The organism is Hyphomonas sp., from assembly GCF_018402285.1.
Classification (GTDB): domain Bacteria; phylum Pseudomonadota; class Alphaproteobacteria; order Caulobacterales; family Hyphomonadaceae; genus Hyphomonas.
Genome location: NZ_JAGYJH010000006.1, coordinates 12,489 through 38,344 on the forward strand (window position 1 = coordinate 12,489; position 25,856 = coordinate 38,344).

Annotated in this window: 28 protein-coding genes; 16 read left to right on the forward strand and 12 right to left on the reverse strand. The window is 60.5% G+C overall.

Annotated elements, in window-relative coordinates; genetic code table 11:
- On the forward strand, nucleotides 1-1,566 hold the full coding sequence (locus KG722_RS11790; protein WP_213271982.1) for a hypothetical protein: 1,566 nt from the start codon (nucleotides 1-3) through the stop codon (nucleotides 1,564-1,566).
- A gap of 6 nt (nucleotides 1,567-1,572) precedes the next feature.
- On the opposite strand, the gene KG722_RS11795 is transcribed toward KG722_RS11790, so the two are convergent.
- From KG722_RS11795 to KG722_RS11815, 5 genes are all read right to left on the reverse strand, one after another.
- Nucleotides 1,573-2,793 (reverse strand): acyl-CoA dehydrogenase family protein, encoded by a 1,221-nt coding sequence (locus KG722_RS11795; protein WP_213271983.1) that lies wholly within the window; start codon nucleotides 2,791-2,793, stop codon nucleotides 1,573-1,575.
- Entirely contained in the window at nucleotides 2,790-3,713 is a 924-nt protein-coding gene (locus KG722_RS11800; RefSeq protein ID WP_213271984.1) for an oxygenase MpaB family protein, read from the reverse strand. The genes KG722_RS11795 and KG722_RS11800 overlap by 4 nt, the downstream gene beginning before the upstream one ends.
- Nucleotides 3,714-3,843: 130 nt before the next feature.
- A complete protein-coding gene (locus KG722_RS11805) occupies nucleotides 3,844-4,467 on the reverse strand; it encodes a hypothetical protein (protein WP_213271985.1) in 624 nt (207 codons plus the stop codon).
- An 18-nt stretch (nucleotides 4,468-4,485) separates the two neighbouring features.
- Complete coding sequence (locus KG722_RS11810; RefSeq protein ID WP_213271986.1) at nucleotides 4,486-4,974, reverse strand: hypothetical protein; 489 nt, start codon at nucleotides 4,972-4,974, stop codon at nucleotides 4,486-4,488.
- A 4-nt stretch (nucleotides 4,975-4,978) separates the two neighbouring features.
- Nucleotides 4,979-5,494 (reverse strand): flagellar basal body-associated FliL family protein, encoded by a 516-nt coding sequence (locus KG722_RS11815; RefSeq protein WP_213271987.1) that lies wholly within the window; start codon nucleotides 5,492-5,494, stop codon nucleotides 4,979-4,981.
- 128 nt (nucleotides 5,495-5,622) lie between these two features.
- Here KG722_RS11815 and fliF point away from each other — a divergent pair, with 128 nt between their 5' ends.
- The 5 genes from fliF to KG722_RS11840 are packed head-to-tail and all read left to right on the forward strand — an operon-like array spanning nucleotide 5,623 to nucleotide 9,976.
- Nucleotides 5,623-7,206: a flagellar basal-body MS-ring/collar protein FliF gene (gene fliF / locus KG722_RS11820; protein ID WP_213271988.1), complete on the forward strand. Its 1,584-nt coding sequence runs from the start codon at nucleotides 5,623-5,625 to the stop codon at nucleotides 7,204-7,206.
- Entirely contained in the window at nucleotides 7,199-7,813 is a 615-nt protein-coding gene (locus KG722_RS11825) for a hypothetical protein (protein WP_213271989.1), read from the forward strand. Before fliF ends, KG722_RS11825 begins: the two co-directional genes overlap by 8 nt.
- Nucleotides 7,813-8,133 (forward strand): FliM/FliN family flagellar motor C-terminal domain-containing protein, encoded by a 321-nt coding sequence (locus tag KG722_RS11830; protein ID WP_300998478.1) that lies wholly within the window; start codon nucleotides 7,813-7,815, stop codon nucleotides 8,131-8,133. The genes KG722_RS11825 and KG722_RS11830 overlap by 1 nt, the downstream gene beginning before the upstream one ends.
- Nucleotides 8,130-8,888 (forward strand): flagellar type III secretion system pore protein FliP, encoded by a 759-nt coding sequence (fliP, locus tag KG722_RS11835; RefSeq protein WP_213271990.1) that lies wholly within the window; start codon nucleotides 8,130-8,132, stop codon nucleotides 8,886-8,888. The genes KG722_RS11830 and fliP overlap by 4 nt, the downstream gene beginning before the upstream one ends.
- Nucleotides 8,885-9,976: a FliG C-terminal domain-containing protein gene (locus KG722_RS11840; protein WP_213271991.1), complete on the forward strand. Its 1,092-nt coding sequence runs from the start codon at nucleotides 8,885-8,887 to the stop codon at nucleotides 9,974-9,976. The genes fliP and KG722_RS11840 overlap by 4 nt, the downstream gene beginning before the upstream one ends.
- 74 nt (nucleotides 9,977-10,050) lie before the next feature.
- On the opposite strand, the gene KG722_RS11845 is transcribed toward KG722_RS11840, so the two are convergent.
- The 5 genes from KG722_RS11845 to KG722_RS11865 all read right to left on the reverse strand — a co-directional run bounded on the left by KG722_RS11845 (nucleotide 10,051) and on the right by KG722_RS11865 (nucleotide 15,911).
- Nucleotides 10,051-11,160 (reverse strand): flagellar basal body P-ring protein FlgI, encoded by a 1,110-nt coding sequence (locus KG722_RS11845; protein ID WP_213271992.1) that lies wholly within the window; start codon nucleotides 11,158-11,160, stop codon nucleotides 10,051-10,053.
- A gap of 4 nt (nucleotides 11,161-11,164) precedes the next feature.
- Nucleotides 11,165-12,142, reverse strand: a complete 978-nt coding sequence (locus KG722_RS11850) for a flagellin (protein WP_213271993.1) — start codon at nucleotides 12,140-12,142, stop codon at nucleotides 11,165-11,167.
- A 5-nt stretch (nucleotides 12,143-12,147) separates the two neighbouring features.
- The gene (gene flgK / locus KG722_RS11855; protein ID WP_213271994.1) at nucleotides 12,148-13,599 is read right to left on the reverse strand and encodes a flagellar hook-associated protein FlgK; all 1,452 of its coding nucleotides are present in this window, start codon (nucleotides 13,597-13,599) and stop codon (nucleotides 12,148-12,150) included.
- A 25-nt stretch (nucleotides 13,600-13,624) separates the two neighbouring features.
- Entirely contained in the window at nucleotides 13,625-14,929 is a 1,305-nt protein-coding gene (locus KG722_RS11860) for a flagellar hook protein FlgE (protein WP_213271995.1), read from the reverse strand.
- Nucleotides 14,930-15,047: 118 nt separating this feature from the next.
- Nucleotides 15,048-15,911: a flagellar motor protein MotB gene (locus KG722_RS11865; protein ID WP_213271996.1), complete on the reverse strand. Its 864-nt coding sequence runs from the start codon at nucleotides 15,909-15,911 to the stop codon at nucleotides 15,048-15,050.
- 294 nt (nucleotides 15,912-16,205) lie between these two features.
- Between KG722_RS11865 and KG722_RS15490 the strand changes: the two genes are divergently transcribed.
- The 8 genes from KG722_RS15490 to KG722_RS11905 all read left to right on the forward strand — a co-directional run bounded on the left by KG722_RS15490 (nucleotide 16,206) and on the right by KG722_RS11905 (nucleotide 22,866).
- A complete protein-coding gene (locus tag KG722_RS15490; RefSeq protein ID WP_213271997.1) occupies nucleotides 16,206-16,964 on the forward strand; it encodes a FliM/FliN family flagellar motor switch protein in 759 nt (252 codons plus the stop codon).
- A gap of 71 nt (nucleotides 16,965-17,035) precedes the next feature.
- Nucleotides 17,036-17,902, forward strand: coding sequence for a flagellar motor stator protein MotA (gene motA / locus KG722_RS11875; protein ID WP_213271998.1), 867 nt, complete (start codon nucleotides 17,036-17,038; stop codon nucleotides 17,900-17,902).
- Nucleotides 17,903-18,171: 269 nt separating this feature from the next.
- On the forward strand, nucleotides 18,172-19,650 hold the full coding sequence (locus KG722_RS11880) for a hypothetical protein (RefSeq protein ID WP_213271999.1): 1,479 nt from the start codon (nucleotides 18,172-18,174) through the stop codon (nucleotides 19,648-19,650).
- Complete coding sequence (locus KG722_RS11885) at nucleotides 19,650-20,366, forward strand: flagellar hook-basal body complex protein (protein WP_213272000.1); 717 nt, start codon at nucleotides 19,650-19,652, stop codon at nucleotides 20,364-20,366. Before KG722_RS11880 ends, KG722_RS11885 begins: the two co-directional genes overlap by 1 nt.
- A 28-nt stretch (nucleotides 20,367-20,394) precedes the next feature.
- Nucleotides 20,395-21,180: a flagellar basal-body rod protein FlgG gene (gene flgG / locus KG722_RS11890; RefSeq protein WP_213272001.1), complete on the forward strand. Its 786-nt coding sequence runs from the start codon at nucleotides 20,395-20,397 to the stop codon at nucleotides 21,178-21,180.
- A 4-nt stretch (nucleotides 21,181-21,184) separates the two neighbouring features.
- Nucleotides 21,185-21,586 (forward strand): flagellar basal body P-ring formation chaperone FlgA, encoded by a 402-nt coding sequence (gene flgA, locus KG722_RS11895; RefSeq protein WP_213272002.1) that lies wholly within the window; start codon nucleotides 21,185-21,187, stop codon nucleotides 21,584-21,586.
- The gene (locus tag KG722_RS11900) at nucleotides 21,583-22,287 is read left to right on the forward strand and encodes a flagellar basal body L-ring protein FlgH (RefSeq protein WP_300998479.1); all 705 of its coding nucleotides are present in this window, start codon (nucleotides 21,583-21,585) and stop codon (nucleotides 22,285-22,287) included. The genes flgA and KG722_RS11900 overlap by 4 nt, the downstream gene beginning before the upstream one ends.
- Nucleotides 22,288-22,296: 9 nt before the next feature.
- Nucleotides 22,297-22,866, forward strand: coding sequence for a flagellar basal body-associated FliL family protein (locus KG722_RS11905; RefSeq protein ID WP_213272004.1), 570 nt, complete (start codon nucleotides 22,297-22,299; stop codon nucleotides 22,864-22,866).
- A 47-nt stretch (nucleotides 22,867-22,913) separates the two neighbouring features.
- Here the strand turns inward: KG722_RS11905 and KG722_RS11910 are convergent, their stop codons facing one another.
- Together KG722_RS11910 and KG722_RS11915 are read right to left on the reverse strand one after the other, a co-directional pair.
- Nucleotides 22,914-23,567 carry a flagellar hook capping FlgD N-terminal domain-containing protein gene (locus KG722_RS11910; RefSeq protein ID WP_213272005.1) on the reverse strand — a complete coding sequence of 218 codons (654 nt, stop codon included), beginning with the start codon at nucleotides 23,565-23,567 and terminating at the stop codon, nucleotides 22,914-22,916.
- 9 nt (nucleotides 23,568-23,576) lie between these two features.
- Complete coding sequence (locus KG722_RS11915) at nucleotides 23,577-25,007, reverse strand: flagellar hook-length control protein FliK (RefSeq protein ID WP_213272006.1); 1,431 nt, start codon at nucleotides 25,005-25,007, stop codon at nucleotides 23,577-23,579.
- Between the two features lie 112 nt (nucleotides 25,008-25,119).
- On the opposite strand from KG722_RS11915, the gene KG722_RS11920 reads away from it, so the two are divergent.
- Together KG722_RS11920 and KG722_RS11925 are read left to right on the forward strand one after the other, a co-directional pair.
- The gene (locus tag KG722_RS11920) at nucleotides 25,120-25,464 is read left to right on the forward strand and encodes a hypothetical protein (RefSeq protein ID WP_213272007.1); all 345 of its coding nucleotides are present in this window, start codon (nucleotides 25,120-25,122) and stop codon (nucleotides 25,462-25,464) included.
- The gene (locus KG722_RS11925) at nucleotides 25,457-25,837 is read left to right on the forward strand and encodes a hypothetical protein (protein WP_213272008.1); all 381 of its coding nucleotides are present in this window, start codon (nucleotides 25,457-25,459) and stop codon (nucleotides 25,835-25,837) included. The genes KG722_RS11920 and KG722_RS11925 overlap by 8 nt, the downstream gene beginning before the upstream one ends.
- Nucleotides 25,838-25,856 lie beyond the last annotated feature (19 nt).

A 25,856-nucleotide genomic window follows, 5' to 3' on the forward strand; every position in this document is an offset into this window, starting at 1 on the left:
ATGAGCAAGTCCTTCAATGGCCGGGACGCTTTGGCGGAGCTTGACCGCCTGACCGCGCGTGTGCGCCAGTCACTCACTGAGGCCCTTGCCGCTGCAGACGCTGCCGGCGCCCGACGGGCCGCGATCCAGAAAGAGCAGGCGAGCGCTTACGCTGCGCTGGCGCAGTTGCGGCTCGGGCTGACGCAGGCGGAGGGTGCACCGGCAACCTTTGGCCAGATCGAAGCCTCCGCAAGCGGCATTGCCGCGCGCCATGCGGCGTTCGTGGAGCAGGAACGCCAGGCGCTTGATGCGGCAGCGGCGGATGTCCAGTCACGGGAAGAAGCGCGCCAGGCGCTGGCGGCCGCGCATGACGCTGCCATTGCCCTCTATGAAGCCCGCGTTGCCGAGGCGGAAGCGCGTCTCAAACAGAGCAACGAATATGGGAGCCTGACCGGGGCGGCTGAAGAGGCGCGCGCGATGACCCAGCGGGCGGCGCAGAAGCTGGAGATTGCAAGAGCCGACCGGGAAGAGAAAGGCAAGCCTTATCGGGACGATCCGCTGTTCAGCTATCTGTGGAAACGCAAGTTCCGCTCGCCGGACTATAAGGCATCCCCTTTGATCCGTATGCTGGATGGCTGGGTGGCAGGCGTTTGCAAGTATGATCAGGCGTTTCTGAACTATCAGCGGCTGACCGAGCTGCCTGACCGGATTGCCGAACATGCTGCTTATATGGCGCGTCTTGCCGATGAGGCCGAAGCGCGGCTTGTGGAGGCAGAAGCGCGCGCCATGGCAGAAGCTGGCACCGAAGCGCTGAAAGCGGACGCAGAGCGCATCAAGACCGAGATCGAGGCATGTGACGCCGCAATTGACGTCGCCGAAGCCCACTATGGCGCGGTGGCAGAGCGCCATGGCGCGGCGCTGCGCGAGGAGATCGGTCCGGCGGTGGAAACCCGGCAGCAGCTGGAAGTAGCGCTCCGCAAGGCAAGCTTTCCTGACCTGCGCGTGCTGGCCGCAGAAACGCCGGAGCCCGATGATGACCGGATCGTTGACAGGCTCGTGCGGCTGCGAACAGAAGAGATGTCACTGGAGCTTGAAGCAGAGCGCGTGAGGGCACGGCCCGCTGCGCTGCGCGACGAGCTCGGGCGTGTGGAAGCCCTGCGCCGGCAGTTCAAGCAGGCGCGGTTTGACAGTCCTTATGCGGTTGTTTCCAGGTCGGCGTTTGACGAAGTGATTTCCGACCTGTTACGGGACAAGGTGGATGTGCGCGGCGCGCTGCAACGGCTGAGCCGGTCCGTGCGGCGGGCCGAGGTGCCCTCACAGGCACACCCCGATTTCGGAGGGCAGGGACGCAGCCAGACGATTGGCTTGCCCGATGTTCTGGGCGGCATGATCGGCGGCGTTCTGGGCGAGGTGCTGGAAGAAGTCATCCGCGAAACGACGCGCGGCGGGGGCGGGTACGGGTCGGGCCCGATCTTTCCCGGACCGCCGAAGCGGCCCTCGCGTCCCTCGCGCAGTGGCGGGCGATCCTTTCCTTCTGGCGGGGGCAGGAAAGGCGGCGGAGGCTTCAAGACAGGCGGCGGCTTCTGACGCTGCTCAGAGCCCCAGCTGTCCCTTGGAGAGGATCCCGCGCTGGATTTCATTCGAGCCGGCATAAATCGAGCCTGCCCGGTCATTGAGATATTTTGCCGGCGCGGTCAGGGCGCTTTCCGGCCCCACGAACGGCTCGTTCGACGACAATCTGAGGGCATCTGCCACGGGAACCGGGCCGCCGGGAGAGGTATGCTGAGGCTGGAAGGGCGCGACATAGACCCCTGCCAACTCAATCGAGAGCTCGGTGAGGTGCTGGCTGAGTTCTGTGCCGCGGATCTTCATCATGGAGGCTTTCAGGCCCGGCGTGCCGCCTGTGGCGAGCTCGGACATCTGCTGCAGCTCGGCTGCTTCCAGGGCGAGGATGTCGGCTTCGGCAAGCGATAGCTTGCGGGCAAAGCCGGGATCCATAAGGCCCTCTTCAGCGGCCGTGGCGCGGATGGCGCGCAGGCGGGCGAGGAGGCGGGGGCCGTAGCACGACCCGCCGCGCTCGAATTCCAGCAGATACTTTGCAACCGTCCAGCCTTCGTTGACCTTGCCGACGACATTGGCCTTCGGCACGCGGACATCGGTGAAGAAGACCGCGTTCTGGATATGCTCGCCCGAGAGCATCAGGATGGGATCAACCTTCACGCCGGGCTGGGTCATGTCGATCAGGAGGAAGGTGATGCCCTGCTGGAGCTTGCCGGAGCTGTCCGTCCGCACAAGGCAGAACATCTTGTTCGCTTCATGGGCATGGGTGGTCCAGATTTTCGAGCCGTTGCAGATGAAGGCGTCGTCATCATCGACGGCTGACATTGTGAGGGCGGCTAGGTCCGATCCGGCATGGGGCTCGGAATAGCCCTGGCACCAGAAATCCTCGCCCGAGAGAATGCGGGGGAGGTAGTAATCCTTCTGCTCCTTTGAGCCGTGGCCAATAAGGGCGGGGCCGCACATGCCGATGCCCATGGGCGATAGGGGCGGGGCCCCGGCGCGGGCCATTTCTACATCGAAGATGTAGCGCTGGGCCGGCGTCCAGCCTGTGCCGCCGTATTCGACCGGCCAGGAGGGACATGCCCAGCCCTGTTTCACCAGGATCTGCTGCCACTTCATGCCGATTGGCTTGGTCGAATAGACGCTGGTCATGCGCTTGGCGTAGGCGCGCAGGTCTTCGCTCAGGTTCTCGTCCAGAAAGGCGCGAACTTCGTCGCGGAAAGCTTCTTCCTCGCGGGTGAAAGAGAGGTTCATGCTGCGGCCTCCTTGGCCAGTGATGCAATGCGTGCGGTTTCGATGAGACGCTGACGTTCGGCTGGCGGTTTCCAGGGAAAGCTGCGGGGCAGGCCGAGGCGCTGGGATGCCTGCGCGGCGGGGCCATTGAGGTCAGGCGTGCGCTCGGCGATGGCGGCCATGGATTTGACGGTCAGCCTGCCCAGTGGGGAGAGATCATAGTCCGCCCCCAGAGCAAGACGTTCGCGCACAGGCCGCGGAAGAATATCAACGGCGGCATGGACCAGCGCGCTTTGCAGACCCCTGGGAACACCTGGGGCGGCGCGGCCAGATTTCATGATACCGAGAAATTCGGTGTTGATCGGATGGGGCTCGAACCGGGGCAGGAGGCAGGCTGTCATGGCATTGAAATGTTGTACAGATCGCAGGGGCGTCTGGACACCGTAAAGGCGGGCGACGGCTTCGCCTTCGGTAAAGAACTGGTTCATTTCTTCCTCGGTCAGGATCCGGACAAAGTTGTGATACGCGATCAGGAAGCCATAGGCGGCTGTGGCACTCACCCAATCCAGGAGCTCGGGATCAAGGGCGCGGTAGGCTTCACCGGAAGGGGTTTCGCCGCTCACCCGCGAATGCATGTTGGTGACGCCCTGTATCACGCGCCGGGCGGCGCTGGCGGGGCCATATGCGCCGACCATGGCAGCGATGCCGGTGCGCTTGGAGCGGCCGATGGGGTCTGTCTTGAAGACCGAATGATCCCATACGCCAGAGCGGATGCGCGCGTCAGCAAACTCCAGAAGGACCGCGCAAACGCCCCCGATAGCGAGGGCAACCGGGTTCTTGAAGACCTGCCAGGTGATCGACCCGGGTGGGACAAGTGCGGCTTCGCCTGGCGGGGTGGTGTAGTCCACTTTCCAGCCGAGATAGGATTTGAGATCGCTCATCGTCTCCTCCCCAGGAGTTTGCACCAGCATATCGCAGGGCGCCCGGCCTAAACAGACGCGACGCTGCGTCACCGCGCAGCTTTGGCGCGGCTCAAGGGCTAGCGGTCACTTGTGATAGGCTGACGGCGCCTCAGTTGGCTGCCATCTCGAGATTGCGCATGTCGTCATTCATCGTAGCAAGCTTGACGCTGACTAGGTAGGCTTTCTGGGCTTCCATATTGGCCATGATGAGACCTGCCTGATCCGATGCCATGAGGCGCAGGAAGCCTGCTGCGAAGCCGGCATCCATCTGGTTGAAGATCTGTGCGGCCTGATCGGCTTTCATGGCGCTGTACATACGGGCGAGGTGCTGGATATCCTCGCCGGAGCTGACCTGCATCTCTTCCCAGCGCGCTTCGAGCGTTTCCTGCAGGAGTTTCAGTTCCGCGGTCTGCTGCTCAAGCTGGTTTTCCCAGGCCTGAAGCTCCAGCTTCTGCTGTTTCATTTCCTCGCGCTCGGTCTCGAACAACCACTGATCTTCCTGGAGCAGGGAGGCGGATTCAGAGGAAAAGCACACTTCCTTCAGCGCGCCCTGCGTGGCCACAACGGGTGTGGGGGTGGGGGCGGTCTCCGTTTCCGAAGCGGCCGTCACTGTCTTTGCATCGGTGGCCGGCGCCTGTTCGGCAAAAGCCAGGGCATCCGGCAGGAAGCGTGTTGCCCCGCCGATCGTGAAGAGGACACCAAGGGTGAGAAGGACGTTCGAGCGGTTGTTCATGAGCAGAACTCTTTTCGATCAGGCCGATTTCACACGGGGAGGGGGAACGGTGATGTCTGCTTCGCCGGCTTCAGACATGGCGCGCATCTGGCGCATCAGGGTTGTCATTTCGACGATACGGGCGCGCGACTGGTCGAGCACGTCGCGCATCATGACGTTGAGTTCCGTCTGGGCGGCATGCACCTGATTGGTGACGCTGGTCTGAGAGCGTTCCATGGTCATGATCGTGTCTTCCAGGCGCTTGCACATCTTCTCGCCGTCATTGATCAGGTGAGCCAGGCGGGTTGCCATGCCTTCGACGCGGCTGCGGGTGTCGTGGGTTGCCTGGGACATGGCCGAGACCGAATTGGTCATGGCCGTGATCGTCGCGCCCAGCCCGTCTTTGGTATCCTGCAGGGCCCGAAGGCGCTTTGACAGCACGAAGCAATACACGCACGCGGCGAACGATACGAGGAAGATCGCGACGTCAGTGGGCTGAATGCTGCTTATGATGCTTTGCATGTCCATGGCGCTACCTCAGCAGAAACTCCGTGATGAGAACACCGTTTGAAGCGGCGCTGCCGACGACAAGTTCGGAGCGGCGCGCGAGCTGTTCGCGCAGGTGTGGATAAAAGCCAGGGTCTTCCAGATCCTTCAGTTCGATGGAGCGGAGATAGTTGTTGAACGCATCGATCAGCATCGGCTCGGCCTGTTTGACGGCGGCTGCCTTGTCCTTGCCGGTGACGATGGTGATGTTGAGCTTCAGGTAGCGGTCTGCCGGTGCGCTGCCGATGGTGATGAGGATTTCCTTAATCTCGACATAGACCTGATCCTGCGCCAGCGGCGCAACGGCCGGGGCTGCCGCTTCCGCGCCTGCCTGTGGGCAGGGCTCGGCGGGTGGGGGAGCAGGCGGAGTCAGGAAGTAGAAGAGGCCAAATGAGCTTGCCAGAGATGCGGCAGCAACAATCAGCAGCCCGGCGATACCGCCGCCGGACTTCTTCCCGGATTCTGTCTGTCCCGATTCGTTCGTGTCGGGTTTCTTTGCCATCTAGCGCCTATCTTATCTTGTAAGGCACGTTCCTAATGACTGATCCGGGGTAAAGATAACCTTAACGATTTGGCGCCAAATATTAATCATTACAGCTGACTCGTATGCAGCTTGGGGCGACCGCGTTTATGAAATTCTTTGATACACTGAAAGCCCTGCCGCCAGCCCGGCAGCTCATGCTGGTCGCCGCCGTGGCCGCGATGATTGCTGCCATGAGCTTCCTTGTTCAGGGCGCCACGCGCGATCCGATGACGCTGCTCTATTCCGGGCTTGAGCCCGCCCATGCCGGCGACATCATCAAGGAGCTCGAACAGTCCGGAACTCCCTATGAAATCAAGGGGGAAGCGATTTTCGTGCCGCAAGGAAAGCGAGATGCAATCCGCTTTACGCTGGCACAGCAGGGTCTGCCGCGCCCGTCGGTGCAAGGCTATGAACTGCTCGACCAGGTCAACGGGTTCTCCGTCACGTCGGAGATGTACAACGCTGCCTACTGGCGGGCTAAAGAAGGAGAACTGACGCGGACAATTCTGGCCATTCCCGGTGTTTCCTCTGCGCGCGTGCACATCGGCGCGAATCTGCGCTCGGGATTTTCGCGGTCTCAGCCCCAGCAGACGGCTTCGGTCACGCTGACAACCGCGCGGGAAATGACGGCCGGCCAGGCTGAAGCGATCCAGTACATGGTGGCGCTCGCGGTAGCGGGCCTCAATGCTGAGGATGTCGCCGTGATCGATCCGGTAAAGGGCATCCTGGCCGGACCCAAAGCCAACAAGACGGCCGAGCCTGCGATGGCCGCCGAAAGCCAGGCGGCGCTTCTGGAGCAGAAAATCCTCACCTTGCTCGAACCCCGGGTCGGCGCAGGGAATGCGCGGGTGTCGGCAACGGTCGATGTCAGCCGCCAGCGGCTGGTGACGTCCGCGGTCACATTCGATCCCAATTCTCGCGTGATCCGCAACCGGACGACCAACGATTCCAGCGGCTCCAGCGGGGGGACGGGCGGCGGCATGACGGTTGCCAGCAATCTGCCGCAAGGCGAAACCGGTGGAAGCTCGTCCACCAACAAGAATTCAACCGAGACGGTTTCCTACGAGATAAACGAGACCCGGACTGAAGTGGAAACACTGCCCGGCCAGATCGAAAAGATCAGTATTGCCGTTATGCTGAATGCGCAGTCACTCGGCATTGATCCTGCCGCAGCTGATGCGGCCGCATTGCAGGACCAGATGAAAGCCGATTTTGAGTCGCTGATCGCATCGGCTGCCGGAATTGATGCAGCGCGCGGGGATACGGTTTCAGTCGAGTTGATGCCGTTCCAGGTTATCGCGGCTGATGACCTCGTCACTGCGCCGAGCATGATAGAGCAGCTTATGGAGCGGTATTTCTGGTCCGGACTGCAGGCCCTCCTGCTGGGTATTGTTGTCATCGTTCTGGGCGTTGGTGTGGTGCGCCCGATGCTGGTTCAGAAGCCGAAGGATGCGCTCTCGCCTGACGGCTTGGGCGCAGGCGCCGGCGCTGCCACGGGTGCTGGCGGGGCGATGGCCAACGCTGCAAATGCAGACAGCGATCCTTTTGCCTATCTCAAGGACTATGCCAGCGAGCGGCAGGAAGAGACCGCTGCCTTGCTGCAGCAATGGCTGACCGAAGACCAGCTGGCGGGCGGGGCCGATCCGATCGCGTCGGCCTTTGATACGCGCAAGGCAGCCGTGAATGAGTGATGCCGTGTTTTCCCATCTGCCGCGATTTGACTCTGTATCTGCGGCGCGCCCGGCTGACTGGCTGCGCGCGATGAATGCCGGTGAGATGCAGGCGCCCTCCCGGCCGGCGGTGCAGGAGGAACCTCCGCCTGCACCCGCTGCTGCGCAGAAGCCAGAACCAGCGGTCGTTCATCCGATTCCGCAGGAAACAGCTGCGCTGCACGCGACGGTGTCCAGCCTCGCAAAGCTCATGGAACGGATCGAGGCGGAGTCGATTCAGCAAACAGCTGAGACCGTGCGGCGGATTGCCAGCCAACTCTTGCCGGAACTTTCCCGGCGGTTCCTGGCCGAGGAAATCAGCCGGCATCTTCCGGCGCTCATCCCGGCAACTGTGCCGGTGGTAGATATTCGCGCCGAGCCTGTTCTGGCTGCGCAGCTGCAGGAGATCGTCAGCCGTCATCCTTCTCTGGAGGGGCGCTGTAACATCATCGCTGAATCGGGGCAGGGTGCGAGCCGCGCCGATGTTTCCTGGCGTACTGGCGGTGTAACATTTGATTTTGAAAGCCTGCTGACGGCCTGCCTGAATGATCTTGGATCAACACAGAAATCGAATACGGAGTACAAGTGATGGCCACCCCCGAAAAAGCAATGACGGAGTTCGAAACCCAGGACCGGCGTGACCCTTCCGGCCGCAACGCGTATCGCCGGTCAATCTACAGTGTCCCGGTGACGGTGACCGTATCTATCGGCCAGAAACGGATGAGCGTTCAGGAAATCCTGGAGCTGCAACCTGATTCGGTGATTGCCCTGACGTCCAAGGTGGATGATCCGGTCGATCTCTACATCGATGACAAGCTGATCGCGAAGGGCGAGCTGGTTGAAACCGATGATGGCCAGATCGCTGTGAAGATCGTTGAGATCGTCGAGAAGGCAGTAGAAGCCGAATGATCCGTTCGCCGGCAATCTACCGTGTTCTTTTCCTGGCCGCCTTCGCGGCTTGCCTGGCTTTTTCTGGGCACGCGCAGGAAGCGCCCGTGGGGCTTGACGGCCTGTTGAACCCTTCAGGCGACGGACAGCTTTCAGGCTCGGTGGTTCAGCTTGTCCTTCTGGTGACGGTGCTGAGCCTTGTGCCCGGCATTGCAATGATGGTCACCTGCCTGCCGTTCATGGTGATCGTTTTCTCCTTCATGCGGCAGGCGATCGGCGTCCAGCAGGCGCCGCCCAATATGATGATCATGGCGCTGGCGATGTTCCTGACCTTCTTCGTCATGGAGCCGGTCTTCATGTCGGCCTGGGAGAACGGTATATCGCCATACATGGAAGGCACACTGGACGAGCAGCAAGCCTGGACCCTCTCCACCGAACCGTTCCGCGCCTTCATGATGCAGCGAACAGACCCGGAAGCGTTGCTGACACTGGGAGATGCCGTAAACCGGCCGGTGGTGGAAGGGGAGGACCCTCCATTTTCGCTCCTGGCGACCGCTTTCATGCTGAGCGAAATCAAGCATGCTTTCCAGATCGGCTTTGTTATCTTTTTACCGTTCATGGTGATTGACCTTGTCGTGGCCTCCGTCCTGATGGCGGTGGGTATGATGATGGTTCCGCCCACGGTTGTTTCCCTGCCTTTCAAGCTCGGCTTCTTTGTCCTGGCCGATGGTTGGCTGAAGATCACCGAAGCGGTGCTCAGGGGTTATGCAACATGAGTACAGTAACGCGGCTGAACCGACGCGGAGACGCGGCCGGCGGAAGAGCCGAAGCCAGCGGACCAGCTCTGACGCAGGCACAGCGCGCCGCGGTGATCATCGCGCTGCTGGGAGACTCTGCGGCCAAGCCGATCGTCGGAAAGCTCGATGATGCGGCGCTGGCTCGGGTTGCGTCCTCTCTGGAGTCGCTCACCTATCTTTCCCGGGAAGACCTGATCGCCATCGTGATCGATTTCCTGACGCAGCTGCGCAAGACGTCTGGCGCGCTCCGGGGGGGGGCTTCCCGGGCCCGCGAAGTCATTCAGGGGTCGGTCGAGCCTAACCGCATTAAGGCCATCTTCGGGGAGGATGAGCCCGTTTCAAAGGCCATTCAGGCCGACGAGACCGGAGATGTCTGGACGCGGCTGAGCACGCGGGACGCCAAGCTTGTGGCGGCGTATCTCAACCGCCTGACGCCCAATATTATAGCCCTCATCCTGCGCAAGCTGGACACTTCCATAGCCTCCAACATCATCTGCCATCTGAATGACGACAAACTCAGTCCCACGCTTGGCCAGATGGTGGAAGCACCGAAACTTGATCCCGGTATCGATTCGGTCATTGAGCGGATGCTTGAGATGGAGTTCCTGAATGCCAGGAGCGAAGCGGGCGCCGACGGCGGCGATGAAAGCCATCTGGAAACGATCGGGGAGGTTCTGAGCCTCATTCCTACCGACAAGCGAGACAATCTCGTCGGCTTCCTGAAGGAACGCTATGAAGCGAAATTGCCGCTGATCCAGAAGGGCCTGTTCACGGTCGAAGGACTGCCGGACCTCTTGCCACGCAATGCGGTGCCTGTTGTCTTCAAAGAACTGGACCAGCAGACGATCCTGAGATTGCTTGCAACGTTCCGCGGGTCCCATGACGCGGTATCTGACTATCTGCTAGGCAACATTTCTTCGCGCATGGCAGACCAGTACCGGGAAGATCTCAAGGCTACCGGTGCCATTGCGCCTAGCGAGGCCGAAACCATTCAGCGTGAGTTCCTGACGACCCTCATGGATATGCGCCGGCGTGGCATGATCACCATTACCCGCCCAAGCGCATAGTATTCCCAGTAGCAGGAAAACAGAAAAGGCCGGGCTTCAACGCCCGGCTTTGTCTGTTCGTGCCGGCCTCTATCCTATCGGATCACGAGGTCTGCATGGATGGCGCCGGCAGCTTTCATCGAGCGGATGATGTCGGCCATTTCCTGAGGCGAAACGCCCAGGGAGTTGAGACCGGCGATCAGCTGCGACAGCGTCACGTTGGGTTCGAGCATCGCGATATTGCTGCTGCCAGTCTGTGTGATGGTGATCTCGGAGCGCGGTAGAACGATGGACTCACCCCGGGCAAACGGGTTGGGCTGGGAGACAACCGGTGTTTCCCTGACCTTAATGGCGATATTACCCTGGGCAATGGCCACGCGGGATATGGTTACATCCTCGCCCAGCACGATCGTGCCGGATTTCTCGTCGATGACGATGCGGGCAGGGGTGGTGATCTCGATCGGGAGATTTTCTATATTGGCCAGGAAGCGGGCCGGGGATTCCGAAATTCCCCGCAGGTCTAGCTCAATTGTTCCAGGATCGCGCATCGAGGCGAGCGGCGCGCCAAGCGCGGCGTTGATCGTGTCCTCGATCCGCGCGGCCGTCGTGAAGTCAGGCGACCGCAGGGCCAGCGAAATCAGCTCATTCCGGTTGAAGTCATAATTGACTTCCCGCTCGATCTTGGCGCCGTTTGGCACCGAGCCGGTCGTGGGAGAGCCGCGCGTCTCGCGCGCGCCCTGGGCTCTGACGTCGATACCGCTGACGATGATGGATCCCTGAGCGACGGCGTAGATCTCGTTGTCACCCGCCTTCAGCGGCGTCAGGATCAGTGTCCCGCCCTCAAGGCTGGTGGCATCTCCGATCGAGGCGATGTTGACGTCGATGCTCGAACCGTTGCGCGCGAAGGGGGGCAGGGACGCGGTTACCAGCACCGCGGCCACATTCTTGGGCTTGATCTGCTCGCCCTGAACGTTGACGCCGAGGCGCTCAAGCATGTGAGTGAGGGAATCTTCCGTAAACGGTGAGTTGCGGACTGTATCCCCTGTGCCGTTTAGGCCGACGACGATGCCATAGCCGACCAGATCGTTCTCCCGGACCCCCTGGACATCCACGACATCGCGTATCCGTGCCTGGGCGTCAGCCGGGGCAGCGAAGAGGAATGGGGTGAGGGTAAGCGCGGCAGCAAGCCAGAAAGTCCATTTCATCACATTACCTCAGAAAATTCAGGAGGCTAAGGTTCGACAGGCGCGACGTCAGCACATAGGCTGCTTCCAGGCTTGCCTCGAGTTGTTTGAGTTCGGACGCGGCGTCATACTGGTCCCGCCCGACCATGCCATTGTAAACGCTGTTGAGTATTGTCTCTTCGGTATCAAGACTGAGCTGTTCCTTGGAAATGCGCTCCTGGATGATGCCGAGATCTGCCCGTAGATTGATCACGGCAGTCGTGCCGGTGCCGATGCGCTCGGCGCTGGAACGGACGATTTCCGGATACTGACTAAGCAGGGGCAGGCTGTCCGCCATACCGCTGATAGCCATGACGGCAAGTCCGGAGATGACTTCGATGAGCGCAGGATCGGTGGCCGTAACCCCGTCTGGGTCACTGGTCGTTGCCGCGCCCTGGTAGATGGAGGTCTGCCACGGGCCTGTCGGAGACTGGAAGTAGGTGTCGAGCTGCGTTTCGAAGTCCGCCGCGTCGGTGGCTATGCTGGCAAGCTGACGGATGTCGGTGAGGAGTTGATCAGTGTTGGAAAACGGCTGGGTGGCGGTTTCATCGCCGGCAAACAGGAACCGGTCGCCATGCCGCGCATTGAGGGCGGAAAACACGTCCGACAGCGCCGCTTTGGCGTCGCGGGCGACAAGGTCCTGGCCAGACAGGTCGCCAACGCCAAGCGCGCTGAGCATGCGCACTTCAAGACCCGTGATTCGGTCCTGCACGCCGCCCAGGCTTTCCTGAACAAAGTCCAGGCGCGCTTCGCGGATGCCCAGAAGGCTGCGTTGGTCCTTGATGTCGGAGAGCGCCTTGCCGCTGATCATGGCGTCGCCAATGCGTCCGCCAAGGTGTTTGGTCAGGTCCACATACTGGCCGGTCACCGATTCCTCGGACACGATCGTGGCACGCGCCCGCATGTCGGCAATGTTCTGGCTGAAGGAGGCCGACACGATGCTGTTGGGGGGGATGATGCGCATGAGGATCAGAGCTCCATCAGGATGTCGATCATGTCGCGGGCGACCTGGATCACGCGGGCATTGGCGGCGTAGGCCTGTTCGATCAGGAGGAGGGACTCCATTTCCTGATCGACGTCAACGCCGGTCAGGGACTGTTCTGCTTCTACCAGGGTCAGATGCTGTGCCTGCGTCGACGCCAGGACAGAGTCCTGATAGATGCGCTTCTGTCCGACGACGGATGAGAGCTGCGCGGTCAAGTCGGTTGCAGAGAACGCCCCCTGAATGCCGTTGGCATTGAGCGACTTGATCTGAGTGAAAGCACCGAAAACGGCGGAAAGGGTTGCCGAGTTGCCTGGCGGGCCCGAAGCAGTGGCGCCGAGACCGTCGCGCAGGCGCCAGATTTCGCCGCCTTGCGCCGGATCGACGGCTGCGTTGACGGAGATGCGGGAGGCAAGGCCGAGCGTTCCAGCTGCGTCAGGGTCGACGAACAAGCCCGGGTCTCCCGGCGTCTTTGTCGGATCAATGGCATCATCTGACAGGCGGGTGATGATATCATTCGCTACCATGTCCAGCTGGTCCATGAAGGCTGGCACATCCTGGTCGCGCAAGGTGAACAGGGCGCCGAAAAGGCCACCTGATACTGCGCCGAAAGAGGTTGTGCCCGGTGTCAGGCTGATGCCTTCAACGGAAATGCCCGACAGGTTCCCGCCAGCCAGAGTCTGGTCGGATGTGAAGGTGGCGGAGGGGGTGAATTCAATTTGGCGGGCCGTGCTGCCATTGATCAGATAGACGCCCTGGGTGGTGAGGACATCAATCGTGCCAGCGTCCCGCGGGACTGTCTGGATCGGCAGGTATTCGGCGATCGTATCTAGCACGCGCTGGCGTTCGTCCATCAGGGTGGCAGCCTGGGCAGAGGTGCGGTCGATGCTGGCGATGCGCTTGTTGAGGTCCTGGATCTGGGTCAGCGCCGTGTTCACGGTCGCCACGCCTTGCGCAATTTCACTATCGGCCTCGGCGCGGGCCTGCGCGCCATAGTTCGACAGACTGTTGAGTTCCCGGGCAACGGATTTGGCAGCGTCGAGAAGGGCAGAGGCGTTCGCCGTCGATTCCGGAGAGGTGACGGAGGCAGACAGTGCTGTCTCGAAGTTCGAGAACTTCTTGAACAATCCGTTCCCGGATGCTGTGTCGCCAACACGGGTCGAGATTGACTGCCAGGTCGAGGCCAGAACCGTTGCCTGAGCCACGTCGCTCGTCAATTCCCGCCTTTGGGCCTTGATTGCATCCTCGCCCGCGCGGGCAATACCGAGTGATGTGACCCCGGATGTCTGCGACCCCTGGATCAGCTCGCCAACGACCAGAGAGCGCCGGACATAACCCGGCGTACTCGCATTGGCGACATTGTTGGCAACGACCTCGGCCTTCAGGCCGGTAACCTGAAGGCCGGATCGTGCAGCAAGGATGGCGGCTGAAATGCTCACCTAGGCAGGTCTCCCCGGCGCGCCGTCAGCGTTTCAGGTTCGTGGTTTCCTGAAGCATCTCATCTACGGTCTGAACGATCTTTGCATTGGACGAGTAAGCTCGCTGCGTTTCGATGAGATCGGTCAGTTCCGCGGCTATGTCTGTGGTCGATTCCATCAGCGAGTAGCCGGAAATGCCCCCAACAGGACCGCTGCCAGCGTCCCAGAGATAGAGGTTTCCGCTGGAATTCGAAACAGAATAGGCCTGCGAGTCGAGCGCACGCAGGCCGTTCATGTTGGGCACATCGCCAACCGGGATCTGGTAGAGCGTCCGGCGAAAGCCCTTGTCATAGATCGCCTGCAGGAAGCCCTGCTCGTCGATTTCGATCGACTGGAGGTCACCGATCGGCGAGCCGTTCTTGGTCACGGCTGTCGGCGCGAAAGAAGCGGCGAGCTGGGTAATGCCGGCGCTGTCATTCGGGCGGCCGATGAAGACTTCGACCGGGCCGTGATCCAGATTGAGGGACACGCGGCCGGTCGCCGGGTCATAGGTCGCCCCGTTTGCTGCCGTCGCCGTGTTTATTCGGCCGCCGGAAGTTGGCGTGTCGTTGAATGTCAGGGCCAGATCGCCAACCGAAGTGGCCGGGTTGCCCGCGCTGTCGAAGATTTCGACGTTCCAGGCATTGCTTGAGCCGGATGCCGGCACGGTCGGTGTGAACTGGAAGGTCACTGTCTGCGCGCGGCCGAGGTTGTCGAAATACTCGACCGGAAGCATGTAGGGATCGCCCGGCGCGCCAGCGGTTGTGGCGTCGGCGGGGATGTTGATGCCCAGCTCGATGCTGGAGGTCGGCGTCGCGTTGAACTGCGAGGTTGAGATGTTCACCGGCACGAGGTTGGCGCCGCTGTTGCGGCTGACATTGCCGACTTCGCCGGCAGAGTCAGCAGCCCAGCCGAGCAGGAACAGCCCGCTCTGGGTACGCAGAAAGCCGTTTTCATCGGCGGAGAACGAACCAGTCGGCGTGAGCATGAGATTCCGGTTCGATGCAAGGTTCGACGTGCCGTCCAGATCCGTAACGGGAAGAAGCCCGCGTCCGGAAATCGCGACATCAGTCGCGCTGCCGGTCCGGATCAGGGATCCTGTGGCAGCAATGTCCTTGTAAGTGTCTACCCGCACGCCGCCTGCGGCATAGGCGGAGGTCTTCTGCTGCAGCACCATGCTGGAGAAGTCCACGGCGCTGCGTTTGTAGCCGTAGGTACCGGAGTTAGCGATGTTGTCAGAAATGGTGGCGAGGCGTGTGCCATTGACACTCAGCCCCATTACCCCCGCATTCAGGGAGGATGAGATGCTCATATCTGGTTGCTCCTGCGTCAGATAATGACGCAAATTGAAGGCAACTCGTAAACAAGCCGATAACTCCTGTTCGCGGAAAATCTTAAGGTCCTGGTAACCAGGCCAAAAGGGCCTGCGGTCAGTCCGTCAGTATCGTGATCGATATGCGGCGGTTCTGGGCCGCCTGCGGATCATTCTGAACCAGGGGGTCGGTGTCGGCCTTGCCCGCTACTTCCCGGATGCGCTGACCTGGAATACCGGCCCGGTTCAAGAGGCGGCGCGCTGAATTGGCGCGGTCCGCCGACAGGTTCCAGTTGTCATACACAGCGCCGTTCCGAAAGCGGTGGCTGTCTGTATGTCCGACTATCTTGATATCATTGTCGAACTCACCGAATGCCTCGGCCACGATGTCGATCAGCTGCATCATCGTCTCAGACGGTTCACTTCGTCCAAGCGGGAAGAGGGGAGTGCTCTCAGAGTCAGTGATCTCCAGAACGATGCCCTCGGGTGACATCTTGATCATCAGATGCTCCGACAACTGCCGGCTTTGCTCGCTAAGGGATTCCTTCAGGCTCTGAAGCTCGTCGGCAATTTGCTTTTCTTCTGCCTGCTTGGCGAGCTGTTCGGCATCATTGGTCTGCGTCTCCGCTTCGTTTGCCTCGCCATCACCATAAGCGGGGTTCTCGACGGTCTGCTTCCGGTTCGCGCCGGTGCCCATCTTGGCGTACGTATCTTCCGAGAAAATGGAGGATCCGTTGAGCCCGTCCGAACCGCCGCCTGAGATACGGCTGATCGGGATCGTCGGGTTGAAATAGTCGGCAATACCTTTGCGCTGCTCCTCAGTGGTCGCATTGAGTAGCCACATGAGCAGGAAGAATGCCATCATGGCGGTCACAAAGTCAGCGTACGCGACCTTCCAGGCGCCGCCATGATGGCCGTCCGCCTTGTAGACCTTCTTACGCTTGATAATGGTCGGCCCTTGTCCTGAGGAGTCCGTCGCCATTTATGCCACCAATTCTGCTTCTGCTGGTGTGCTTTTACCATCGCATGCTCAATTAAGAGCGTAGGCGGGCGGCGAGGTTCGACCCAATCCGATAACCATTCTTCAACCAATTGGGCAGCACTAAGAGTCGTTGGAATCGTCATGATTCCGAAAGGTCAGGCTATGTCGTCGGTGCTCCGGAGAAAGGTGGGAACAGGATCGGGGTTACCTCCCACGATCCTGCGTTACCATGATTTCTGGGATGGGATTCACCAATCAGTATCCGAATGGGCAAGTCAGTCAGTGGACGGCAGCGTGCCACAAGCCCCTTTGATGCGGCGGGTTTACTCCGGCTCGGCAGCGCTTGAGGCCCTCGAACAGCGCACTGCCTTCTATTTCAATTCCAGGGTGTCTCCCGGTCTTTGCGCCATTGCGACTGACGGGCCTGGCGCTGCGCGGATCGTTGCCAAGCGCCTCAGCCAGGACATCGAGGGCGCCAGGGAAGCCTCGGCGCTATTTATGAAACTGATGTTCGAAGCGCCCGCCGTGACCCTGTGGCGAAGCGCTGCTGGCTCTCTTGAAGGTCATGTCAGCGACACAACTGCCTCTCCGCTGAGCGAGCCGGCTCAGGCGTCAGGACATTTCGAAACCGACAGCCGGTATCTTGTGGTGTCCTATGCCGTCATGCCGGAGGCATTGCAGTCCCAGATATGGCTGGTATTTGATCTCGATTACCTCATGGGATGCGCCCATGAGGCAGAGCGGCGCGCCGCCGAACACAAACGACCTGTGGCCTCCAGGGTTCTGCGCGAAAGCGCTCTGGCATCTTCGATCAGAGTCGAAGCAGTTCTTGACAAAATATCAATGACAATCGGCGAATGCTCTCGTCTGAAAGTTGGCGATCTCATTCCGCTGCCAGACACCGATCCTGGATCGATCCGTCTGAACGCTGAGACCGTTAACGGACAAATTGAGATCGGGCAATGTGAAATGGGTGTGTGGAAGCGTCAGAGGGCGCTGAAGCTCAAACAGCCCGTACTCGAACCCTTCACGCAGGAAGTCGCGAAGATGTAGCAAGGAAAGATAACCCGCAGCCGCCGATTTAAGAGAGTGGCGCGGTATACAAGGTACACGGAGATAGGCACTTGAACGCGATACTAGGCCTGGCAGTTACCATGGTGATGGTCTTTGGCGGCTATATGCTGGCCGGGGGCAAGTTAGATATTATTCTACATTCACTTCCATTCGAGATGATGATGATTGGTGGAGCCGCAACAGGCGCGTTCCTTGCCTCTAACGATTTCGGCACGGTCAAACACACCGGGGGTGACGTTGCCGCCGCCTTTACCGGACCGAAGTGGAAGAAGACCGATTATCAGGACATTCTTCTCCTGATGCATGAACTGCTTCACATTCTGAAGCAGAACCCTGTCGATATTGAGCCGCACATCGAAGCGCCCAATGAATCGGCGATATTTACCAAATACCCCCGTATCCTGAAGGATCACGAGGCGATCGAGATGATCTGCGACACGATCCGCTCGATGATCATGAACTTCGACAACGTCCACCAGGTCGAGGAACTTCTCGACAAGCACCTCGAAAGCCTTCTGGAAGAGAAGCTGCATGGATCTCATGCGCTCCAGCAGATGGCCGATGCGCTTCCGGCGCTGGGCATCGTGGCAGCTGTTCTGGGCGTCATCAAGACGATGGCTTCCATCGATAAGCCGCCTGAAGTGCTCGGTGGGATGATCGGCGGGGCGCTTGTCGGGACATTCCTTGGGGTTTTCCTTGCCTACGGCGTCGTGGGTCCGTTTGCGGCCCGCGTGAAAACCATCCGGTCTGAAGAGCATCTCTTCTATTCGATGATCGGGCAGGTGCTGGTGTCGAGCCTGCACAAGAACCCCGTGAACATCTGTGTCGAGGTTGCCCGCCGTCAGGCGCCGGCCCGGGTTCGCCCGACCTTTGACGAAGTCGAACAAGCGGTGAGGGGGCTCAAGCAGGCAGCATGAGGCGATACCTCTGGCTTCTTCTTTGCGGCGCCCTGCTGGCTCCGCCCGTCCTTGCTGCCAAGCCGGCAGAAACGGCGGGGGAGCCAGACGCGCGAAAGGAGAGGCTGGCTACAGAGCTCAACCAGTTCGTCAGGGATGCGATTGACGAAGGCCTGCTTGCGCCGTCCGGCACGTCAGTGGCGGCGCCTGTGGCATCACAGCAAGTCAGCGAGACTCCGGTCTCTCCCCTTCCGGCATCCCCGTCTGACCGCTGGGCTCTGACAGGACCAATGGACTGCGCCGCACCCTATCCGCTGGACTTCACCGAGTTTGAAAAGCTTGCGAGCTACTCCGACATCCTGAACTACCGCAGCGAAATCCAGGCGAACGGGGCTTCCGGCAAGGATGATCCACGCCTGGCGAAGGCGCATATCGCGCTTGACCTCGGATCTGAGGCTGTGATGAGCCTCACGGACCCCGGAAATCCGGAACAGATGGCGCTGCAAAAGGTAGCGATGCTTCTGGACAGCCGGGTTCGTCCGGATGTGGCCTATTTTCAGGAGCTGGCGCGCTGCCATGAGCGCGGCGCTTTCTGGCTCGGCGTCGCGCTGCTCGCCGATGGCCAAGGCGCCGGCGCCGGCCACGTGGACAAAGGCTTCAGTGAATTCCGCCACCTGCCGCTGCAGCTGCGCACAACCGTGACCGTGATCGCCGTGCCCGCCCTTGACCGCGCCGATGGCCGCTTCCTCTCGCGGAAGATGCTGGCCTCCTTTGCTGCTTCGGAGCTGCAGGATTCCGCTCAGCTTCAGTTTTCCAATGCGATCCTGGAGATGGGGCAGGGGAGCACGGAAGCTGAAGTACGCATCCGCACTTTCCTGCTGCAAGGCCGCTTCCAGGAAGAAGCCTTGTTTGCACTGATCCGGCATCACCGGGTCATCGATGCGCCGCTCAAGGCCTTGCTGCTGGACGGAATGCTCGTGCGGCTCGAACAATCGCAGCGCGATGAAGACATCCGCGCCAGTATGAAGTTCGTTCTGGAAGAGCTCAGTGCCGAGTCGCGCTACGTGACCATGCTGGATATGGCGGGCCGGGAGAACATGCAGAGTGAAACGGTGCAGGACGAGATCCGGGCCCATTTCGTCAGCGGTCTCCAGCGCGATCTTGCGAGCACCGATCCGCTTGCCAATCTGGCGGCTATCGAAGCGCTTTCGGTAGAGGCTGGGATTCTCGATCATCACGACCAGCGCACGGCGCTCTATGAAGAGGCGACGCTCAAAGCGGTAAGGCTCGGCTTTGCTTCCCTTGCTGACGAGCTTTCGCAAAAGGCACAGCCGGGAGAAACCGTTGCCGAACAAAGGGCGACGCTGGCCTACCGCTTGAAGGACTATCCTGCCGTCTTCCAGCTGGCCGATGCCAATCCGGCCAATACGCCGATCGGCCTTGTTGCTGCCCTGAGCGCGATTGCCGCCAACGATAGCGCTGAAGTCCAGAAGTTCACCTCGCGCCTGACGCTTGATGACGAGACAATCCTGACCCTGATCGAGAAGGACGCCGCAAGCAATCGCTGGATTGTACCCGGCAACATCTACCAGGCAGCTGGCGCGATTGACGACGCTGACAAGAAGACCCGTGTGGCGCGTGTTCTGTCCTTGAAGCAGGTAGCGTCAGGAAACATGGCTGCTCCGGCGCCAGCCAGCATGGCGGGCATTCCTGACCGTCTGATGTCGGCGCGGACGGCCCTTGAATCCCTAGAAGGGGAGGCAAACTGATGTCGAGTTCGATCTACACAACACTGACACGCCAGCAGGGCCTGATGCAGGAAATGCAGGTGGTGGCAAACAACCTCGCCAACGCCAGCACCACCGGCTACAAATCCGACCGCGCGGTTTTTACTGAATACCTTGTTTCAACGGGTAATTCCGGTGACCATTCGCTATCGATGGGCACGCTTGGCGGTCACACGTTCCAGATGGAGCAAGGTGGGCTCAACTTTACCGGTGGCCGCTTCGACCTCGCCATTCAAGGCGAAGGCTTCTTCATGGTGGAAACGCCCCAGGGCCAGCGGCTGACCCGCGCCGGGCATTTCCAGCTTTCAGGTGCCGGCCAGCTGATCGACATGCAGGGCAATGCCGTGCTCGGCGCAGGCGGAAACCCGATCAACATTCCCGAAGACGCCGGTGAGGTCACCTTCGGCGAGGATGGAACGATCTCCGGTAACGGACAGATCATCGACCAGATCGGGATCATGTTGGCTGATGGACAGCTCCAGCGTGATTCCAATTCCTATTTCACCGCCGAGGGCGGAACCGTGCAGGCCCAGGACGCCAAGTTGGTCCAGGGCGCACTGGAGCAGTCGAATGTTTCGCCGGTGCTGGAAGTAGCCCGGATGATCGAAGTCCAGCGCGCCTATGAGGCGGGTCAGGCACTTCTTGAGAGGGAGGACCAGCGCATCAGCCAGCTGATCACAGCTGTGCGGGAACGTTGAACCGTTTTAGCAGGTGTAGGAGACGCCTATGAAGTCATTGCAGATTGCCGCGTCCGGGATGGCCGCCCAACAAATGCGGGTGGAAGTTATCTCGAACAACATCGCCAACATGAGCACGACGGCCTATCGTCCGAGGACGGCAGAGTTTTCAGATCTCATGTACCAGCAATACCTGACCCCAGGCACGATTACCTCGCAGGTCGGCACAGTCGTGCCGGCGGGTATTCAGCTTGGTACGGGTGTGCGCCCAACCACTGTTTCGATGGATCTGACGCAAGGCAGCTTGCGGCAGACCAACGCTGAACTCGATCTTGCCATTGATGGTAACGGGTATCTGGAAGTGACGCTTCCGTCGGGCGAACCAGCCTTCACCCGGGACGGCAAACTCAGCCGTAGCGCGGATGGAGAGATCGTTACATCGGACGGCTTCCCACTCGCTGACGGAATCGTGATCCCGGAAGACGCCCGCCGCATCTCGGTCAGCCGGGATGGCGAAGTCGTGGCCTATTTCGACAACGAAACTGCAGGCCAGCCGATCGGCAATATCTCTCTCGTTCGCTTCGTGAACGAGAAAGGGCTTGAGGCCATGGGTGACAACATGTTCCGGGAAACCGAAGCCTCGGGTCCGGCCAACCGTCTCATTCCGGGGTCGGAAGGGATGGGGTTCATCCGCCAGGGATACATCGAGGACTCCGCGGTTGATGTGGTCAAGGAGATCGCAGACCTGATCGAAGCCCAGCGCGGTTATGAACTCAACTCCAAGGTCATAACGGCATCCGACGAGATGCTGTCGGCTACGACGCGGTTGAGGTAGCGCCATGAGCATGCTTGCAGCTTTCAGTTTCAGCGCATTCATCGCCCTGACCGGCGCGTCATCAATGGTGGCTTCCCAAGTCATCCGGGCAGGGGACCTCGTGACCCCGGTCAATGCAAGTTCAGAAGCCTCAGATGCGTCCGAAGACGGCGTTTTCGGGCGCGAAGCCAAACGCACGATCTATGCGGGCCAGCCGATCACCATGGACAACACGCGGCCCGCGCGCCTTGTTGAACGCAACCAGATCGTCACCATGAAATACATTCAGGGTGGCCTGGAAATCTCCACCACCGGCCGTGCGATGGGCGAAGCTGCCCTCAATGAGCCAGTTACAGTTCTGAACCTGCAGTCCCGCCAGATGGTTCAGGGTATTGTCCAGGAAAGCGGATGGGTCCTCGCACAATGAAAACCTTGTTCTCCCTGCCTTTCGTCGCGCTCGCCGCTGCCGCCTGCGCCAGCTCCGCCCAGACCGTTCCGGACCTTCCGCCTGCGGTCGCTTATACCGGCTATCCCGGCGTCATTCCGGAGCCGGTTGACCCCAACATTCAGAACGCCTCCCTGTGGGAAACGGCGCCAACGGCGCTGCTCAGCATGCGGCGTGCAAAGGAAGTCGGTGATCTCCTCACCGTCGTCGTGGAGATGAATGACCAGGCGAGCCTCCAGACGTCGCTCTCCCGGAGCCGCGATTCCAGTGATGACCTCAATGTCGACGCCTTGTTCGGTCTGCCTGAATGGGCGAATGGCGTGCTGCCCGGTGGCGCAGGCCTGTCTCCCGGCGTCGATGTCTCGCGCAATTCCAGCCAGAACGGCTCAGGCGCCGTCAACCGCGCTGAAAAGGTGACCTTCACGCTGGCCGCCCGCGTCGTTGGCGTTGAGCCTAACGGGAACCTCGTCATTCACGGATATCAGCAGACCCGTGTCAGCAATGAAGTCCGCTATCTGACGGTTTCCGGCGTGATCCGTGCGCAGGACATTACGCGCATGAACACCGTCACCTATGACAAGATTGCAGACGCAAAGCTCGCCTATCTCAGTAATGGAGACGCGTCCTCTGCCACCAACCGCAAGGTTGGCACCAAGATCATCGAACGTGTTGTTCCCTTTTAGAGCGCCCCAATGAAAAACCTCATCACTGCCCTCGTAGCTGTCGTCTTTATCGTCATTGGCGGCGTTGTCGGCCACATGCTGCGGGGCGGCAGTGGCGACGCGGAAGCGGCTACGGCCGCTAAGAAAGAGGACGCGCAGGGTGATAAGGATGAGGGCGGCGACAGCCACGCCCCCAAGGAAAAGGAAAAAGACTCCCACGGAGGCGACAAGAAAGCCAAGAAGGATGGGAAGGGGGCTTCAACCGACAGCTCGGAATCGGCTTTCTTCAGGTTCAGCCGTGAGTTTGTGGTGCCGATGATCCAGAATGAGCGGGTTTCCAGCCTTGTCATTCTCAACATCAACGTGGAGTCAGACGCTGCGACCTCCGACAAGCTGTTTTCCCAGGAGCCGGTGATCCGAGATGTCATCATGACAACGCTGATTGAGATCAGCGGTGACGGCAAGACATTCCAGTCGATGACCAGCATCGAGAATTATGAAACGCTCCGCTCCCTGATCCTCCTCGCGCTTCAGAAGAGGTTTCCGGATATGGGGATCAAGAACATTCTGATCCTCGACATCGCGCGTCAGGATCTATGAGGTTCAGGCAGGGCGGGGGACGGGACCATGTCCCCTCCGGTCCCAGATCAGAGCCTGCGGGCCTGGGCAAGATCGACTGTCAGGCCTGACGCTGTTCCAAGCCGGAGCGTGCCGCCCTCACTTATGATGTCAGTGACGGTTGTGATGACGTTTGGCACAGCAGTGCCCTTGAAGGTATTGCCTTCGTAATAGTCTATCACGAACTCATAAAGCTTATCTTTGCTTGCTGTGTCTCCATTGGAAAACTCACCGTTCCAGCTGAAGACGGTCTCCTCCGGATCCAGCGTTTCAGTCCATACGGCGTTGCCGTCTGCATCCTTCACGGTCAGCGTGCTCTTGGTCGTGCCAGCTGGCGCTTCGTATGAGAAAGTCGCGTCACTGCCGTTATAGGGCATCCACGACGAAGCGAAGGAAACATCCTGTCCGAGCCACTGGCTCGCCATCAGCCCGTTCAGGTCACCGATCATCGAGGCGATGCTGGACAGCGCCGTATTGGAATTCACCAGCTGCTCCAGGCTGGAAAAGGTTGCCAGCTGCTGGACGAACTGGGTGGAGTCCATCGGAGAAAGCGGGTCCTGGTTGCGGACCTGCGCGGTCAGCAGCTTGATGAAGCTGTTATACTCGCTGCCGAACTGGTTGGCCGTTGCGTTGGACCCGCCGGTCTGGGCGATGGTCCCCACATTGTTCGTGACCGTTGTCATGGGTATCTCCTAGAGCCTGAGGTCCAGCCGGCCGCCTGAGGCGATCTGGCGGTGAGGATTACTGTCTGCCGCTATGACGAGGCCGCCCCCGGAGAGGGCAGGGCTGTCAAAACGCGCATTGACGAACTTTGCCTGCTGGCCCCAGCCTTCGTTCTGCTGGGGGTTCTGATGCTGGAAGCTCATATTCTGGCTGGAAAGTCCGTTGCGCTCCAGCGCCTGGACAAGTTCGAAATGCATCTGGCGAAGCTGGCGCATCGCTTCAGGGCTTTCAGCCGTGATCGTCACATGCTGAAGGCCTTGCGCGTCAAACTTGAAGTCGAGCGACAACCGGCCGAGCTCTGGCGGATCTAGCTGGACGACAATACGGTCTTCCTGACCATTGCCGGTTGCCCGCGCGACGATATCGGGCAGCTGTGTTGCTGTCGCGATCACCGCGGTGTGGGTTGGGGTAAACTGTGGCGTGGCCGGATTTCCAGACGACTGTATGGAAGCAGCGGTCTGTGATGGGACGCCACCGATAGTACCGCCGAGTACGGAGGAGGTCTGCGCCGAGCCTGCGCCCTGATCTGCGACCTGTCCGGCATCTGACGATATGGGCGCGATGTCGGGGACAGCCGCGTTAGTCTGGTTTGAAGCCAGTTCGGCCGTCAGATCGGCATGTGTGGGCGGCTGCGCATCGGCGGGGGCGCTGCGCCGGTTGAGGCCGGCAGGTTCAGCCATGGCTTGTAGGCCGGTCTTGATGGCAGGTGGCACGCCAGCAAGCGCAGCGGCTTGATCAACCGTGACGTTAATGGCGGCATTTGCGAGGGGAGCGGCCGCAACTCCCATCGGCGCTGCAGCGGGCGTTTCGAAAAATGCGGGCAGATCTGCGGAAGCCCGGAACGTGTCCGTCTCCTCTGCCGTCTCCTCTGCCGTTTTATCTGCAGGGGTTTCGTGTGCAGATTGGGCCACTGCGGCCAGCTCAGGGTCAACACCCAGTGTTCTGGCGTCCTCCCCGAAGAGGTCTGTGTCAATCAGTTCGCTCGTGCTGGCGGATAGTTCAGGAGGCGGGGCGACGACGTTCAGCAAAGCGAGGTCAACGGCTCCGCGCGTTTCGGCTGCAGGAATATCCGAATCGCCCGAGGCTGAAATGTTGTGTGTTTCCAGATTGACGGCTTCGCCTTGTGTCACGACGGCCGGCAATACTGTGGCTGATGCCGTGCTGGAGAGCTGCAGGCTCGTGGGGGAAGGAGGCGTCGGAGGAAAGTTGGACAGCGAGAAAGAGGCGCTATCCTTGCCAGCGGGTGGCAGACTTTCGGGAGTGTCTGTGCTTTGCGCAACGCCAAAGAGGCTGCCGGCAAAGTCCTTGCCGCGGCCTTCCCCCGCACTCCGGCGAGCTGTCGCATCCTGCGGTGGACCGGCCTGAAACGGCGAGAAGTCCACATCAACGGAGAAAGTCATCCTGCCTTCCACCTATGTCGTGTATTAACCTAACTACAACCAACTCCCGTAAAATATACGTTAACCCAAGGGGGCCTGATGCTCCCCAGACGGAATAATGTCCGGAGCGCCCATGATCCCTTCCCAAACTACCGGCTTCAGTGCTGCCTCCGCAGGGCTCGCAGCCAGTCAGGCGAAAGAGGCCAAGTCAGGCGGGCCATCGCCGGCCGAGCCATCAGAAATCGGGAAGCGCTTCGAGCAGATGCTCTGGGCTGAAATGCTCACCCATGCGGGCCTGGAAAAGTCCTTCACACTCGGGGGCGGGGAGGCAGCCTCTGCCTTCTCCCGCTATGTGGTAGAGGCCATCGCCGAAGATCTCGCTGAGTCCCATCCCTTGGGGTTTGCCCGCAAGGTGGATGAGACCACGCTGGGTCAGCAGGTCAAACCCGTCCCGGCCATGGAGGGCTCCGATGAGTGAGGAGAAAATCCAGGCAGCGGCGCTCGATCTGGAAGACATTCTTCTTGCTGAACGGGAGTATCTTGTCGCAGGGCTCGCGCGGGAAGCAGCGGCATTGAGTAATGAAAAACTCGCCGCGCTTGACGCGTTTGAATCCGCCTTCGGCAATGGTACGCCAATCGCTGTCTGCCTCCAGACCCGTCAGCTTGTCAGGGACGTCATTCAGTTGTCGGAGGAAAACGGCGCCCTGCTGAACGCCGTCCGCAATGGGGTGCGCAGCCTGATCTCGCGATTTGAAGGACCCACGACCGATGCCTTCGTCGGATCCTACCGGCAGGGCGGGGGACAGATCGCCTTTTCGCACGCAACAGGACAGTACATGAAACGGGCGTAACCGAATTAACCGTACGTTT

Bases quoted from the DNA above. Each gene is read 5' to 3' on its own strand.
- fliP (WP_213271990.1), top strand. From the start codon at position 8,130: ATGATCCGTTCGCCGGCAATCTACCGTGTTCTTTTCCTGGCCGCCTTC.
- KG722_RS11825 (WP_213271989.1), top strand. From the start codon at position 7,199: ATGAGTGATGCCGTGTTTTCCCATCTGCCGCGATTTGACTCTGTATCT.
- KG722_RS11850 (WP_213271993.1), bottom strand. From the start codon at position 12,142: ATGCGCATCATCCCCCCCAACAGCATCGTGTCGGCCTCCTTCAGCCAG.
- KG722_RS11880 (WP_213271999.1), top strand. From the start codon at position 18,172: ATGGACTGCGCCGCACCCTATCCGCTGGACTTCACCGAGTTTGAAAAG.
- flgG (WP_213272001.1), top strand. From the start codon at position 20,395: ATGAAGTCATTGCAGATTGCCGCGTCCGGGATGGCCGCCCAACAAATG.
- KG722_RS11885 (WP_213272000.1), top strand. From the start codon at position 19,650: ATGTCGAGTTCGATCTACACAACACTGACACGCCAGCAGGGCCTGATG.
- KG722_RS11800 (WP_213271984.1), bottom strand. From the start codon at position 3,713: ATGAGCGATCTCAAATCCTATCTCGGCTGGAAAGTGGACTACACCACC.
- KG722_RS11795 (WP_213271983.1), bottom strand. From the start codon at position 2,793: ATGAACCTCTCTTTCACCCGCGAGGAAGAAGCTTTCCGCGACGAAGTT.
- KG722_RS11925 (WP_213272008.1), top strand. From the start codon at position 25,457: ATGAGTGAGGAGAAAATCCAGGCAGCGGCGCTCGATCTGGAAGACATT.
- KG722_RS11840 (WP_213271991.1), top strand. From the start codon at position 8,885: ATGAGTACAGTAACGCGGCTGAACCGACGCGGAGACGCGGCCGGCGGA.
- KG722_RS11860 (WP_213271995.1), bottom strand. From the start codon at position 14,929: ATGAGCATCTCATCCTCCCTGAATGCGGGGGTAATGGGGCTGAGTGTC.
- KG722_RS11915 (WP_213272006.1), bottom strand. From the start codon at position 25,007: ATGACTTTCTCCGTTGATGTGGACTTCTCGCCGTTTCAGGCCGGTCCA.
- KG722_RS11845 (WP_213271992.1), bottom strand. From the start codon at position 11,160: ATGAAATGGACTTTCTGGCTTGCTGCCGCGCTTACCCTCACCCCATTC.
- KG722_RS11805 (WP_213271985.1), bottom strand. From the start codon at position 4,467: ATGAACAACCGCTCGAACGTCCTTCTCACCCTTGGTGTCCTCTTCACG.
- KG722_RS11910 (WP_213272005.1), bottom strand. From the start codon at position 23,567: ATGACAACGGTCACGAACAATGTGGGGACCATCGCCCAGACCGGCGGG.
- KG722_RS11865 (WP_213271996.1), bottom strand. From the start codon at position 15,911: ATGGCGACGGACTCCTCAGGACAAGGGCCGACCATTATCAAGCGTAAG.
- KG722_RS11790 (WP_213271982.1), top strand. From the start codon at position 1: ATGAGCAAGTCCTTCAATGGCCGGGACGCTTTGGCGGAGCTTGACCGC.
- KG722_RS11830 (WP_300998478.1), top strand. From the start codon at position 7,813: ATGGCCACCCCCGAAAAAGCAATGACGGAGTTCGAAACCCAGGACCGG.
- flgA (WP_213272002.1), top strand. From the start codon at position 21,185: ATGAGCATGCTTGCAGCTTTCAGTTTCAGCGCATTCATCGCCCTGACC.
- KG722_RS11900 (WP_300998479.1), top strand. From the start codon at position 21,583: ATGAAAACCTTGTTCTCCCTGCCTTTCGTCGCGCTCGCCGCTGCCGCC.
- KG722_RS11810 (WP_213271986.1), bottom strand. From the start codon at position 4,974: ATGGACATGCAAAGCATCATAAGCAGCATTCAGCCCACTGACGTCGCG.
- KG722_RS11905 (WP_213272004.1), top strand. From the start codon at position 22,297: ATGAAAAACCTCATCACTGCCCTCGTAGCTGTCGTCTTTATCGTCATT.
- KG722_RS11815 (WP_213271987.1), bottom strand. From the start codon at position 5,494: ATGGCAAAGAAACCCGACACGAACGAATCGGGACAGACAGAATCCGGG.
- KG722_RS11920 (WP_213272007.1), top strand. From the start codon at position 25,120: ATGATCCCTTCCCAAACTACCGGCTTCAGTGCTGCCTCCGCAGGGCTC.
- fliF (WP_213271988.1), top strand. From the start codon at position 5,623: ATGAAATTCTTTGATACACTGAAAGCCCTGCCGCCAGCCCGGCAGCTC.